The following is a 13,709-nucleotide window of genomic DNA, read 5'->3' as shown; positions in this document are numbered from 1 at the left end:
GTCCCTAGTGTGGCAAATTCCGACGCAGGATCCAAGTGCGGGCGGAAAAGGGTTCAACACCCCGGCCCTCAGCGGGCGGGCGGCGCGGGCGCGGGCGCGTGTCGGGGCCGCCCGTGCGCGGCGTCATTGAAGCCGACCGCCCGGTCATGGTGCAGGATGCGCCGCCGCAGGGCGCTCGCGAAAGCGTGATTCTCCCGGTTGTTTCGCTCGAACGCCCGGAGGTAGTAGGGCACAAGAAAGGCGCTGAGCGTGCGTTCGATGGGGCCGCGATTCAGTTGGTGGCGTTCCACGATGGCGGCGGATCGCGACATGCGGAGTACTTCGAACATGGCGTAGCCCATATCGTAGTAGCGGACCCGCTCCGCAGGCAGGGAGGCAGGCTGCCACACATAAGAGCGCGCGTCGGCGAGCCGGCGGATTTCCACCCCTTCTTTGCCCAGCCGGTGAGCGAGGACAATGTGCTCCAGCGGAGAGAGTCCTTCCACTTCGTCGAAGCCCCCGATCCGTTCGAAGATTGTTCTGCCGATGCTGAAATTCGACGATTGCGCGTCGAAGTAGGAAACCTGCTCCGCGTACTCGTCATCATCCGGCGAATCGTCGATGGAAAGTCGCGTGAAACTATCCGGAGACAATTGGGGGTGGACGTGAATTTCACCGGCCAGACAAACCTCCACCTGATCGCCACCGTGCGCCCGCCAGTGGTTCTCCACAATCCGGGGGCTGGCGAGTTCGTCCTCGGCGAAAAAGAGGAGCATCGTTCCCGTGGCCAGGGTCACACCCTTGTTACGGGCGGCCGCGAAGCCCACGCGCTCCGTTCGGATGGGGCGGATACGCACCGGCGCACCCTGCGCGTAGCGCTGGAGCACCGAGGAGGTGTCGTCCGCGCTGCCGTCATCCACGACGATAATTTCGAAGCGCGCCGCTGGAAAGGTCTGCTGTTCGAGATGGGCCAGGCAGGTGGGCAGCCAGGCGGCGCGATCGCGGGTCGGGATGATTATGGAGACGTCCATGGTTGCAACCACCGTTTTCCCGAGTTGCGGTAGAAGTTCCGAGTGCGCGGCTCGCGCTGCGTCTCGCAGAGCTTACCCAAGGTGGGCGGGTCGGCGCAAGCCGTGAAATGGAAAGCAATTCCGGGGGAGTGGTACTATGCGGAACCGGAGGCGTTCACTGGTTCGCACGGGCGGCCACCGGCTCCGGGGCAATGGAGCCGCACGATGATGGTCAAAGAACGGAAACGGTCAAGGTGGAACTGACGTCTCGACGATTCGGCATGCTCCCCCTTTTCCTGCTGGCGGCGATCTTCTCTTTGCTCGCACCGCTGTTCTGGACCCATGTGGAGGCCCCGCCGGGCGCGGCCTCCGGTGCTTTTGAGAACGGGGAGGTCTACGGTCGCATTCTGCCGACCCTTTCCTACGCCAGCAGCCGCCTTCGGGATGGAGAATGGCCCCTTTGGTCGCCCCGGCAATTCTGCGGTGTCCCATTCTTCGCCAATCCCGTGCACGGCATGCTGCAACCCTTGAACCTCGTGTTTCTGGTTACCCCGGCGGTGACGGGCCTCGCGCTTCACGCCTTCGCCGGACTCTTCCTCATGGCCCTCTTCACCGCCCTGCTCCTCCGGACCCTCGGCACGGCCTGGATTCCCGCCGCCATCGGCGGCATGGTCTATGCCTTCGGCGGGGCCAGCGTCTCCGTCATGTCGAGTCCCGAGATGCTCGGTGTGCTTATCTGGCCCCCCGTGTTGTACGGCATCGCGTACCAGTTCAGTGAGAAATACCGGCGCATTCTGGTTCTGCCGGGGGGCGTGGTGATCGCCCTTCTGCTCCTCGCCGGCGAGCCACTTTTCGGCGCCATCCTCGCGCTGAGCGCGCTGCTCTACGGCATCACGCGCGCCTGGGTCCGGCGTCGTTTCACCGGGATCCAGATCGGGGACACCCTCAGGGGCTTTGCCATGATGTCCGCCATCGGTCTGGCGCTGTCTGCGGTCCAGTGGCTTCCCTTTATGGCCTGGGTGCTGACCCTGGAGCATCCCGCCGAGGGGCTCTGGCCCGGTGGATGGTCCGGTCACCTTCCAGCGCACCTGAGCGAGATTCCCGCCGCGCTGCTACTGCCCCGCACCGCCGTGCTTCCGGGGATGCTCTATTCCGGTGCGATTCCGCTTATCCTGATCCCCGCCGCACTGCTCTATCGGCAGCGGCGATTTGAAGTGCTGTATTTTATCGCCAGCGCCGTCTTCTGGATAGGGATCGCCGTGTGGGGCTCCGATGCCTCCCCCGCGACCGACCCCTGGAAGGTGCTGGTCTATCCCGGCACCTTCGCCGTGGCCCTGCTCACGGGGTTTGGCGCCGATCGGCTCCTGCTGGCGGGCCGTGATCCGCGTTCGCCCCTGATCTGGGGCTCGGTCCTGCTGGCCATGATTTTCGCGGCGGTCCTGCTGGTCGTCGGCACGGCGGACACCCGCGGGCGCATCGCCCCGGCGGTACTTGTACTGCTGCCCTTCTTCGTTCTCCGTGTGCGCTGGATCGGGGTGATGTGCGGCGCGTGCCTGGCTTTCCTGCTCTTTGTGGATCTGCGCGAAGCCAGCACCAACGTTTACCAGCATCCCTATGCGGGGGACGCCCACTGGCTCGACGCGTGCCTGCCCGCCGTGCGCGAGGCGGAGGCCCAGGCCCTGGGCGAACGTATTCTCACCCTGCCCGCTTCACGCGAGTCGGTGCTGCCCGCGAATATAGGCTTTCTCCACCCGGTGGAAAACGCGGGCGGGGCCTATTGGCCCCTGACGCGCGATCAGGCGCGATGGTGGTCGCGGCTGACGCCCTATATGGGCGTTTCGGCACTGAGCGCGGAGCCCGACGCGGATGGCCCCTTCTACCCCCTGCTTCTCAACTACATGGGCGTGCGGGTGGTGGCGGGTGAACGCAATCTCCCCTGGATGGACAAAGAAGAAACCCGCGAGCGGCTGCGGCTGCGCTTCCTGCGGACCCTCGGGCGGCTCAGCCTCTGGAAGAACGAATCAGCCCATGCGCGGGTGCGCTGGGTGCCCCAGTGGGAGGCTGCCGCCGATCTGGACGGCGCCATCGAAAGACTCGTTGCTCCAGACTTCCCGGCGCGCTCCACCTGCGTGGTCACGGCATCGGGCGGAGAGTATGAGGCCCTTCTGCCCGCTTTGCCACCGGGCCATTCGGAGGACGGTGCGACCTTGGTTGCGGAGGCCCGCTGCGCGGTGGCGCGCGAGTCCGCCGAAGAGGTCGAGATCACGGCCGACACCACACGACCGGGAATTCTGGTGCTGGCCGATACCTTCGCGCCCGGCTGGCACGCCTACGTCAACGGGGCGCGTGAACCGATTCTGAAAGTGAACGGCATGTTCCGCGGCGTGTATCTGCCCGCGGGCAAACACAATGTAACCTTCACCTATGCGCCATTGAGTGTCACGCTGGGCCTGCTCACATCGGGCCTCGCGCTGATCGGGTGCCTGGGCTGGGCCGTCTTTACGGCAAGCCGGCAGCTTTACGGGCATTTTACGCAACACGGCGGGGGCGCCGCCCCCATCATTACCCCCGCGGATTTTTCGGGGAACAAGGAATCGTGACCATGACCCGAAAGATTCGAGTCGGATTCATCGGAGCCGGCGGCATCGCGCCCGGACACTATCAGCGGCTGATGGCCACGGGCCGCGCGGAGATTGCGGCCCTGGCGGACCCATCGGCCGACTCGCTGGCGCGCTTTCGCGCGCGCTGTCCCGGCAGCGAAACCATCGCCACCTACTCCACCTATGAGCAGATGCTGGCGGCGGTGGATCTCGACGCGGTACTGGTGTTGAGTCCCCACGCGTATCACGGCGAGCAAATCTCCGTGAGCCTGAGGCGCGGCCTCCACGTGCTCACCGAAAAGCCCTTCGTGTGCGACCGCCACGAGGCCCGGTCCCTGATCGACCTCGCCCGGGAAACCGGGAAAGTGCTCTCCCTTTCGTACCAGCGGCACTATGATCCCGTCTTTCGCTACATGCGATCGGCCATTGCCGAGGGCCAGCTCGGGGAAATTCAATTTGTACAGTCCATCCAGGCGCAGGAGTGGCTTCGTCTCACCGAAGGCACCTGGCGGCAAGTCCGCGCACTTTCCTGCGGCGGGCAGTTGAATGACTCGGGCAGCCACGTGATCGACATTATTTTGTGGGTTACGGGCCTTCGGGTGGCGGCGGTGTCGGCGCGGGGCGAGAATTTTGGTCGCGAAGTGGACGTAAACAGCGCCATCACGCTCAACTTTGAAAACGGCGCCCTCGGGAATATCTCCATCATCGGCAATGCGCCCGCCTGGCATGAGGATCACACCATTATCGGCTCGAAGGGGGCGTTCTATTTGCGACAGGACGGCGCCCTCGTCCAGCAGGACGCCCAGGGTTTGCCGGTTTCCTACACGCTGCCCGACTACGCGGAGAATCCAGACAGCAACTTTATCGCCTGCATTCTGGGCGAGGCCACGACCGAATCACCACCCGAGTGCGGGCTGGAAACGATTCGCGTGACCGAAGCCATCTGGACGGCCATGGAGAGCGGTGGCGCGGTGCGCCTGGTCGAAAACTGACCACGTTCTTGCCGGTTCCCCGCGCGCCGGTATACTCTATGGAGCACATGGACGCGCCCGCCCGCGGCCCGGCAGTCGTGGACCCGGCGGTAGCAGAAGGCAGCAGTACGGCATGAATCAGCCCAATATCATCGTGATCACCGCGGACGGTCTCCGCTGGGATAGCCTTGGGTGTTCGGGCAACCCGGATGTCCGCACGCCAAACATAGATGCCCTCGCGTCCCACGGCATTCAATTTACCCAGGCCTTTTCTTCCTTTCCCCACACACCCTCCGGGGCCCATGCATTCCTCACGGGCTCGGTGCCGAACGCCTTCGATCCCGACGGACCCGCGCCGGGCCCGGCGATTGAGCCCCTCTTAATGCCGGATTTCCTGCGCGCTTCCGGCTACACCACGGCGGCCGTCGGCGCGCTGGACCTGCCGGGCGAGCGCCTGACCGGGAGCTTCGATCTCGTCGAGGCCATAGGGAGCCCGGGACTGGCCGACGCCTACCAGGACTGGCTGAGCACGGAAGGCCAGGCCCAGCCGGACGACGAAGACGCCTCCGCTGCGCTCCTGCTGCGGGAGGCGTACCACCCGACCACCTGGACCGGAAACGAAGCCGTGCGGCTGGCTCGAACCATTGCGGAACCCTTCTTTCTGTGGGTGAGCCTCCCCCGACCGCGATGGCCCCTGGATCCGCCGGTGCCCTGGAAGCACATGTACCGCCCTTCGCGACTCAAAATTCCCGAGGGCACGCTGCTGGATCCCCTGGAACCCGATCTGGAGATTGCCGATCCCCGTGACGGCGCGGGGCGCAGCGAAGCCGATTTCCGGCGCGTTCTCACCGCCTGGTACGGCGGCATCAGCCACGTCGATCGTCAAGTCGGAAGGCTCCTCGCCACGCTCACGTCCCGCGGACGCACCAACAATGTGTTCGCCGTTACGGCCGGACGCGGCGCCTGCCTGGGCTATCGCGGTCTCCTGCATACGGCGCCCGCACCGCTCTACGAGCCCCTGGTCCGGGTGCCCCTCGTGATCGGCGGGGTGCCCAATCAGCGGCGCGGCGGTACCGATTCCGCCCTCGTGTCAACGGGTGACCTGGTTCCCACGTTGCTCGAAGTGCTCGATGTCGAAAGTGCCCCGATCGAAGGGGGACGCAGTCTTGCTTCCCATCTGCGGGAGGAGGGACTTCCCCACCGCCGGACCCTCGTGTTGTGCGGGGAAGATAGCTGCGGCCTCCGCTCCGCCCGCTACAAGTGGCTGGTGGAGGGGACAGGCCGAAGAGAGCGTCTCTTTGATTTGCAGGCGGATCCGCTGGAACGGCACAATCTCCTGGGAGAGCGGCAGTCGTCGGCCATTCGCAAGATGCTGCTGGCGTCGCTCGGTTCCAGTGCCGCCGATCCACAACGTTAAGGCAGCAAACGCCCCGGCGGGGGCAGGAGTAGCAGTACCTATGATTTCGTCCTTTCTTCTGGGCAGCCTGTGCATGCTGGCGTCCCTGCCGGGTGAAGTCTCCTACCTTCAAGGCTATGAGGCATACCGCGCGGCGGACTATGGGAAGGCGCTCAAGGCCTTTCAGGCATCGGAGGGCGATCCGTCCCTTGGGCCCTGGGCGACCGTTCGGATCGGCATGTGCCTCGCCCGGCAGAAAAACGGTGCGGGCGCCGAAGCCGCCTACCGAAAGGTCATCGACGGCCCGGAGGGACCCTGGCGTTCCATGGCCCGCGGGCATATGGCGAAACTCTCCGCCGAGCGCCAGGATCATGCCGGCGTGATCGCCCAGCTCAGCGGATTCGAGCAGATCGCGCCGACGCCCTGGTGGATGGAAAGTTACCTTTGGCAATTCAGCGAGGCGGCCCTGACCCGACCCGAGGTGTCGGACCCGCGCCTTGACTTTCTCCGAGATACCATCGAGAACACGAACTACATCAAGCAGCGCCTGGATGCTTCCCGGCTCCTGATCAAGTCACCGACGCCTCAGGATCAGACCCTGGCTCTCCTCGGCCTGCTCCGTGCGAGTGCCTACACGGATTTGAAAGAGAAGCTTCCCCTGGCGCCCGTTTCTCTGCCCGGAGCCGGCGGTGCGATGCCGGTTTCGGTGCTGGCGGCCCAGCTTTATGATCCCGATCCCGGCAACGATTCCAGCGTCCTGGCCTTGCTGCGGGAGCAGTCGGCCGATCCGGCGGCGCATTTCGTCGCGGCCTACGCAACCCGTATTGCCACCCAGAAGAAGAACTATGTCGGCGCGGAGTTCCTTTGCAGCTTCCTCGTCGATATTGCCCCGGAAACACGCGACGCGGGAGAGACCGTCTGGTATCTCGGCGGCGTCCTGGAAAAGGAGGGCCGGCTCGCCGACGCCGCGCGGGTTTATGAGCTGCTTCCATCGAAATGTAAGAATCACTTTCGCGCCGACGACGCGCTCTATCAACTCGGGCAGCTCTACCTGAACCAGGGTAATGCCGCCCGGGGGCTGGAGTACTTTGTGCGGCTTGGCCGGGAGTATCCAGACAGCCGATTCCGCTCCCAGGCCTACTACAAATGTGCCACCCACCCGGCTACGGCGTCGGATAGCGCGCTCACCCGCCTCTATTACACGGCGGCCTCCGACAATGGTCTGGGCTACTACTACGCCCATCGGGCGCTGGAGCGCCTGAAGGAGGCCAAGGTGCCTACGGGAGCGCCCGACGTCAATCTCAGGGTGGACGGCACGAATCCCGTGCTCCTGCCCTTTGGCAATTTGCTGGAGGAATTACCCCCCCTGCCGGAATCGGTTATCGCCGATCCCGCGTATCAGCGCCTCTCTTTCTTCGCGCGCCACGGCCTCGAAGAGAGTGAATGGGAGGTGGTGCCCATGTTACAGGGGCTGAACCAGCGACCTGATCGGGAAATCCGCCTCCGCGCCATCGCGGAGGCCGGCCTGGCCCACACCGCGCTGCAATTTGCCACTCACGAAGGCTGGGGGGTGGACGAACAGGGACGGCGCAGCCTGGCGCGGCTTCGGCTGGAGTACCCCCGGGCCTACTGGGAAGAGGTACAGGATATGGCTCGGGAAACGGGTCTGGATCCCTACTTCATTCTTTCCATCGCCCGCCAGGAGAGCACCTTCCGACCGAATCTCACCTCGCGATCCGGGGCGAGTGGCGTCATGCAGATCATGCCGGCCACCGCGAAATGGATGGCCGATGTGGACCCCAATATCGAGCCCGTCCACGTTGCCAATCTGGAGTCCCCCGTAAATTCGCTTCGATTGGGCGCCTGGTACCTGCACCGCATGGTGGAGCGGAGCAACGGCAATCTTATCGATGCCGCCGCGTCGTACAACGGGGGACCGGGCAATCGGGACAAATGGCGGGCGAAGTTCCGGAATCTGGATCTGGACGCTTTCGTAGAGGCCATTCCCGTCGATGAAACCCGCGACTACGTTCAGAAGGTGCTCGGAAATTACGCGGCCTACCGCTCCCTGTACCCCCCGGCGTCTTGAACAAGACGGCCCCACGGGAACGAGAAAAAAAGATCTCGCGACGGGCTTCGGAAACTCCTATAATGTCCCCCAGTGTCCCCGGTGCCTGGCGCCGGGCCGCGGTTCCTTCCATTCATGATTTTTACAAGGAGAGAGAAATGTCAGACAGCAAGTTGAGCCGCCGCGCCTTTCTGGCGGCGACCACGACGACCGCGGTGACCATCGCCTCGGCCCAGCCCAACACGGCCCAGGTCGTGCCCGGTAAGATTTCCCCCAATCAGAAGCTGAACGTCGCCGCTATTGGCGCGGGCGGCAAGGGCGGCGGCGATATCTATGCCTGCCGCGAAGAAAACATTGTCGCCCTTTGCGACGTGGACGCGGATCGCGCCGCGAAGGCCTTCGGCACCTTCACCGACGCGAAGAAGTTCAAAGACTACCGGAACATGCTGGAGCAGATGCCCGAGATCGACGCGCTGACGATTTCGACTCCGGACCACACTCATGCGCCCGCCGCCTACATGGCCATGAAGATGGGCAAGCACGTTTACGTGCAGAAGCCGCTGACCCACACCGTGGCCGAGGCGCGCCTGCTGAAGAACACGGCGGAGGAGATGAAGGTCTTCACCCAGATGGGCAACCAGGGACACTGCGGCGACGGCGCACGCGAACTCTGCGAAATGATCTGGAAAGACGCCATCGGCCAGGTGAAGGAAGCCCACGTGTGGACACACCGTCCCGTGTGGGCGAATCAGGGCATGGGCGAGCCCCTTCCCCCCCAGAAGACCCCCGAAAACCTCGACTGGGATCGCTGGATCGGCGCGGCCCCCTGGCGCCCCTACAACAAGGGTCTTGCGCCCCACGACTGGCGCGCCTGGCAGGACTTCGGCGGCGGCGCCCTGGGCGACATGGCCTGCCACATCATGGACCCCATCTACATGTCCCTGAAGCTGGTGGAAGCCGAATATTTCACCGTGGAAGTGATTGAGCAGAAAGGTGTCAACAGCGAGACCTTCCCGATCATGAGCACCATCAAGTACTCCTTCCCCGCGCGCGGCGACATGCAGGCGGTGGACGTGTACTGGTATGACGGCCACTGGCCCAACCCCGACAAGCCCGGCGAAGAAATTTACAACCGCCCGAAGCGCCCCGAAGGTATCCCCGAAGGCGAAATGCTCGGCGACAACGATTCCAACGGCTCCTTCCTCATCGGCGAGAAGGGCATTATCACCACGGGCGAATACGGCGACCGTACCCGCCTCATGCCCGCCTCCGCCATGGAGCAGTACACCAAGCCGGAGCCCTTCCTGGAACGCATCCCGGATCAGAACCCCTATCTGAATTGGATCAACGGCATCAAGAACGGCTACCAGCCCGCGTCCAACTTCTCCTACTCCGGCCCCTTCACCGAAATGGTGAATTTCGGCAACCTGGTGGTCAAGTCCGGCCAGAAGCTGAAGTGGGACAACATCAAGGGCGAAGTTACGAACGTGAATAACCCGAAGGAAATCGTGAGCAAGGAATATCGCAAGGGCTGGGAACTGCCCTGCTGATTTGGTGAATGAATTGTCGAGCCCCGGTGCGGTGACGGCCGCACCGGGGCTTTTTGTAATGGGCAGGGGTCTTATGGGTCTTTTGGGTCGTATGGGGACCATTTAGTTCTCCCTGCTGTCCCTGCCGTCCCTGCAACGCGAGGCCCAAACCCACCGATCAAGGAATCCTCCATGTGGTACAAAACACGCCTGACTGAACTGCTCAACCTCCGCTACCCCATCGTGCAGGGACCCTTTGGCGGGGGGCATTCCTCCGCGGAGTTGGTGGCCGCCGTTACGAATGCCGGCGGGCTCGGCTCCTTTGGGGCCATGGGCCTGGCGCCTTCCGAGCTGGGCGGCTTGTGCGCGTCGATCCGCGCCCTGACGGACGGCCCATTTGCCATCAATTTCTGGGTGTCGACGGTCGACAGTTTGGCCGACGCAACTTCCGTGGAAGCGCGCTTTCAGGAGGCGCTCTCTCCACTGGCGTCGCTCTTCGAGGAACTCGGCGTCGCACCGTCCTTGCTGACACCCGCCGCCCCCCACGATTTTGACGCCCAGGCCGAGGCGCTGCTCGAAGCCGCCCCACCGGTCTTCAGTTTCGTGTTCGGCGTTCCCAATCAAAGCATACTCGAGCGCTGCCGACAGCGGGGCATTGTCACCGCTGGTACCGCGACCACGGTGGAGGAGGCCGTTGCGCTGGATGAAGCCGGGGTGGATGTTGTCGTGGCCACGGGCTTCGAGGCGGGCGGACACCGGGTATCGTTTCTGCGCCCGGCGGAGTCGTCCCTCATGGGCACCCTGGCCCTCGTGCCGCAGGTGGTGGATTCTGTCCGTGCCCCCGTAATTGCGGCGGGCGGCATTGCCGACGGGCGTGGTGTGGCAGCGGTCCTCGCCCTGGGAGCATCGGGGGCACAAATTGGCACCGCCTTCCTGGCCTGCGAAGAATCCAACGCCACTACCCACCATCGGGACACCCTCCACAGCCAGACGGCTTGGCATACCGTGTTGACCCGGGCGTATTCAGGGCGTCTGGGCCGGGGGCTTGCCAATCGCGTATCGGAGGCCTATGCACAGCGGCACGAACGGCCCATGCCTTATCCACTCCAGGGCCAGTTGAACCGGGTGCTCCGCGAAGCGGGCGAAGCCCAGGGGCGCGAAGATTTCACGCCCCTCTGGGCGGGCCAGTCCGCAAGGCTGGTGCGTGACCGGCACGCGGCGGCGCTGATTCAGCGCGTGGTCGATGAGGTGGAAGAGCGGATTGGAGCGTTGGGAAACAAGTAGAAAAGTCCGCGCCAATGATTTCTGCCAGTACAGTCTAGTCGGCGTCTTGGATATCGGAAAGTGTATAGCGGGCCTTAGGATCGCGCTCCAAGTCGGTGCGATGGGTATGTGTCAATACACCTTTGCTTACAAGTCCATCAAGCAGCTTCTTGCATGCGGGCCAGGATTGCGAAGTCAGTCGCTGCGCATCGCTTACGCTAATACTTCCGTTTTCCGCAACAAAATTCAGGCAGCGCCGTTCTTGGTCGCTGAGCAATCGCGCCAGCGACGCCCCCACGACACTAGCAATGTCGGAGTCGACCCAAGCCTTTCGTTGCTTGATTTTATTTCTGAGTATGACAGTGACATGGGTGCCTACATCTGGTCTCGCTCTAAATTCCGGGACGGGCAAACCCATTTCGCCCATGGTTGCCTTCATTCGCCGCGTGCCCTCACGAGCCATTTTGACGAGATCCAAGTATCGCAACGCGTTCATAAGATTTGGATTTCGTGGAACACTTAGCACAGTGTAGATATTGCTCGGTGAGACAAAAGGCATGAAGGAACCTGGGCTCAATATTTCGAGACGGTCATCGAACATCTTTACGAACACGGTCGCGTTGCGCAAACCATTGCTGTAGGTTCGGTGAACGCAAGCGTTAACAATCGCCTCGTACCATGCCGTTTCGGGATATTCTTCCGCAGTAAAAAACTTACCTCCGGGTCCAAGTCTCGAAAACGTTCGAAGTTGTGACTTGAGGATCTGGGCAATTCCAATGATCTGCTCCGGAATGCTTCCATCAACATAAAGATCTTTTACCGCGTTCCACTTTTCACCTGATCCCTCTTCTTCGCCATCAAAGCGAAGAAATCGGATACGACAACCAGGCGCGACTTCCCGTGGTACGGATGCAAAAAGTAGTGCGCACGCTAAATTGGGAAGAAATTTTCCGACGCGAATTTTGCCGAGTGAATGACGACTCAATATCTCCTCAGGTCGCAACTCCGCACTAAGCTCGTCTCGCGCCCGAACTGTTTCGACAAACTGACTTATGGCCCGACCATTGAAATCCTCGGGAAAATCTAGGCTCACAAGTTCAGACTCTGCCCGAACCTCACCTTTCGAATCTCGCAGCTCGCGGATTTCGAGATCGTCTTTCAACTTCCTTCGTTGATCCCCGATACGCACAAAATACTCACCTTGTGCCGTCGCAACCGCTTTGGTTTCGTGAAACTGAACGTAGAAAAGCAGAACAAAATCTTGTTCGCCTGAAGGATGCGTGAAGGGAAGTCGCTTTGACTTGAAGTGCGCATCGGGACACAAGTCCGCTCTTGCCTGTTCAAGTCGGTTCACGTGGTTTGGTGACTGCCTGACAAAGCCTTCCAGAGTGCCATCGTCCGAGATTCCAATTGCAATAAGCCCGCCCCCCGTCGTGTTTGCCCACATTGAAAGGTACTCGGCCAATTGCTTGGGTTGAATACGGCTCGACTTCTTCTCTATCAGGCTACTTTCATGAACTCCAGCCATGAATGCGGCATCCGCAAAGCTAAAGATCTCCTCCGCAGTCAGGACAGCCGAATAGCTTCGCGCAGGTAAATCATCAAAATACATCTGGCCGTCAGGGGTGGACATCATGATAATCTCTCATTTTCAACAATCGAACTATGGGTATTGTATCGTTCTCGACCCCATCAGTAAACTTCCATCAAATGATCAGCATCACATCCCCATACGAATAGAACCGAAACTCCTCCCGAATGGCGTGCTGGTACGCGTCCATAACGAGTTCCCGTCCCGCAAAGGCGAAGACGAGGGCGAGGAGGCTTGATTTGGGCAGGTGAAAGTTCGTCTGCAGAACATCCACGCCGCCATATGTGTAGGGCGGATAGATGTACTTGCTGGTGTTGCCTTCGCCCGGATGGAACCGGCCATCTCGGTACTGGGTTTCGAGGGTCCGGGTGGCGGTGGTGCCCACGGCGACGATCCGGCCGCCCGCGGCGCGGGTGGCGTTCAGGGTGGCGGCTGCGTCTTCCGACACATGGAACTCTTCCGGGTCCACATAGTGGTCTTCAAGCTTGTCTGCGGTGATGGGCTTAAAGGTTCCATAACCTACGTGAAGCGTCACGTGGGTTTTGTTCACGCCTTTTGCCGCGAGCGCGTCGAAAACTTCCGGTGTGAAGTGAAGTCCCGCCGTGGGGGCGGCCACGGCGCCGTGATGGCGGGCATATACCGTCTGGTATCGCCGCAGGTCGCTGTCCGCCTGGGTTTCCCGGTGAATGTAGGGAGGGAGGGGCAGCTCGCCGATTTGCTCCAGTACCTCAATCACATTCGGCGCCTCAAAGTGCACCAGGCGCCGTCCCTCGGGGAGGATCTCGCCCGCCGTAGCGATGACGCCGCCGGCCAGATGCACCGGGGTGCCCGGCTTCACCTTGGCGGAAGGACGCACCAGCGCGGTCCAGGTCCCAGGATATTCCTCGTGGAGCAGGAAGATTTCCACCTGCCCGCCCGTGACTTTCTGCCCCTTCAGCCGCGCGCGAATGACGCGCGTGTCGTTGAGCACGAGGCAGTCGCCGGGATTCAGGTAATTAGGCTGGTTGGAGAAAACGTCTTCGCGAATCGTACCTGCGGCGCGGTCAACGACCAGCATGCGGGACTGGTCCCGCTGGGGGCAGGGCTGTTGGGCAATGAGATGGTCGGGAAGGTGGTAATCAAGATCGCTTGTATTCATGGGGACTCACGGATTGGGGCTTCGGGGAAGTCCTATGATCGCACAGAATCCGCGCGGGCTGCCAGTTTGAGGCGCTGACGCGAAACCGCTTGGATTCATAAACTAAGTGCAACAGGGTCTCGTTTCCCTGTTTGTCACTGTGGTCATGGCTTGCCGAATGTAGG

General features: G+C 62.3%; 9 protein-coding genes. 6 read left to right on the top strand and 3 right to left on the bottom strand.

The window, feature by feature from the left end:
* Positions 1–68: 68 nt before the first annotated feature.
* On the bottom strand, positions 69–1,010 hold the full coding sequence (locus JNK74_17945) for a glycosyltransferase (protein MBL7648069.1): 942 nt from the start codon (positions 1,008–1,010) through the stop codon (positions 69–71).
* Between the two features lie 233 nt (positions 1,011–1,243).
* Here JNK74_17945 and JNK74_17940 point away from each other — a divergent pair, with 233 nt between their 5' ends.
* The 6 genes from JNK74_17940 (at position 1,244) to JNK74_17915 (ending at position 10,837) form a co-directional block, all read left to right on the top strand.
* Positions 1,244–3,589, top strand: coding sequence for a YfhO family protein (locus tag JNK74_17940; GenBank protein ID MBL7648068.1), 2,346 nt, complete (start codon positions 1,244–1,246; stop codon positions 3,587–3,589).
* A 2-nt stretch (positions 3,590–3,591) separates the two neighbouring features.
* Positions 3,592–4,581 (top strand): Gfo/Idh/MocA family oxidoreductase, encoded by a 990-nt coding sequence (locus JNK74_17935; GenBank protein MBL7648067.1) that lies wholly within the window; start codon positions 3,592–3,594, stop codon positions 4,579–4,581.
* 112 nt (positions 4,582–4,693) lie between these two features.
* Positions 4,694–5,977, top strand: coding sequence for a sulfatase-like hydrolase/transferase (locus JNK74_17930; protein MBL7648066.1), 1,284 nt, complete (start codon positions 4,694–4,696; stop codon positions 5,975–5,977).
* A gap of 40 nt (positions 5,978–6,017) precedes the next feature.
* The gene (locus JNK74_17925; protein ID MBL7648065.1) at positions 6,018–8,045 is read left to right on the top strand and encodes a transglycosylase SLT domain-containing protein; all 2,028 of its coding nucleotides are present in this window, start codon (positions 6,018–6,020) and stop codon (positions 8,043–8,045) included.
* A gap of 137 nt (positions 8,046–8,182) precedes the next feature.
* A complete protein-coding gene (locus tag JNK74_17920) occupies positions 8,183–9,574 on the top strand; it encodes a Gfo/Idh/MocA family oxidoreductase (protein MBL7648064.1) in 1,392 nt (463 codons plus the stop codon).
* Between the two features lie 171 nt (positions 9,575–9,745).
* The gene (locus JNK74_17915) at positions 9,746–10,837 is read left to right on the top strand and encodes a nitronate monooxygenase (protein ID MBL7648063.1); all 1,092 of its coding nucleotides are present in this window, start codon (positions 9,746–9,748) and stop codon (positions 10,835–10,837) included.
* Positions 10,838–10,871: 34 nt separating this feature from the next.
* On the opposite strand, the gene JNK74_17910 is transcribed toward JNK74_17915, so the two are convergent.
* Both JNK74_17910 and queA read right to left on the bottom strand, forming a co-directional pair.
* Positions 10,872–12,452 carry a putative DNA binding domain-containing protein gene (locus tag JNK74_17910; protein MBL7648062.1) on the bottom strand — a complete coding sequence of 527 codons (1,581 nt, stop codon included), beginning with the start codon at positions 12,450–12,452 and terminating at the stop codon, positions 10,872–10,874.
* Between the two features lie 70 nt (positions 12,453–12,522).
* Positions 12,523–13,545 carry a tRNA preQ1(34) S-adenosylmethionine ribosyltransferase-isomerase QueA gene (gene queA, locus JNK74_17905; protein MBL7648061.1) on the bottom strand — a complete coding sequence of 341 codons (1,023 nt, stop codon included), beginning with the start codon at positions 13,543–13,545 and terminating at the stop codon, positions 12,523–12,525.
* Between the last annotated feature and the right edge of the window lie 164 nt (positions 13,546–13,709).

Source organism: Candidatus Hydrogenedentota bacterium, from assembly GCA_016791475.1.
Taxonomy (GTDB): domain Bacteria; phylum Hydrogenedentota; class Hydrogenedentia; order Hydrogenedentales; family JAEUWI01; genus JAEUWI01.
This window is presented reverse-complemented; position numbering and strand designations above follow the sequence as displayed.

Coding starts and splice junctions, on each gene's coding strand:
- JNK74_17910 (MBL7648062.1), bottom strand. CDS start 12,452: ATGATGTCCACCCCTGACGGCCAGATGTATTTTGATGATTTACCTGCG.
- JNK74_17925 (MBL7648065.1), top strand. CDS start 6,018: ATGATTTCGTCCTTTCTTCTGGGCAGCCTGTGCATGCTGGCGTCCCTG.
- JNK74_17935 (MBL7648067.1), top strand. CDS start 3,592: ATGACCCGAAAGATTCGAGTCGGATTCATCGGAGCCGGCGGCATCGCG.
- JNK74_17930 (MBL7648066.1), top strand. CDS start 4,694: ATGAATCAGCCCAATATCATCGTGATCACCGCGGACGGTCTCCGCTGG.
- JNK74_17915 (MBL7648063.1), top strand. CDS start 9,746: ATGTGGTACAAAACACGCCTGACTGAACTGCTCAACCTCCGCTACCCC.
- JNK74_17945 (MBL7648069.1), bottom strand. CDS start 1,010: ATGGACGTCTCCATAATCATCCCGACCCGCGATCGCGCCGCCTGGCTG.
- JNK74_17920 (MBL7648064.1), top strand. CDS start 8,183: ATGTCAGACAGCAAGTTGAGCCGCCGCGCCTTTCTGGCGGCGACCACG.
- queA (MBL7648061.1), bottom strand. CDS start 13,545: ATGAATACAAGCGATCTTGATTACCACCTTCCCGACCATCTCATTGCC.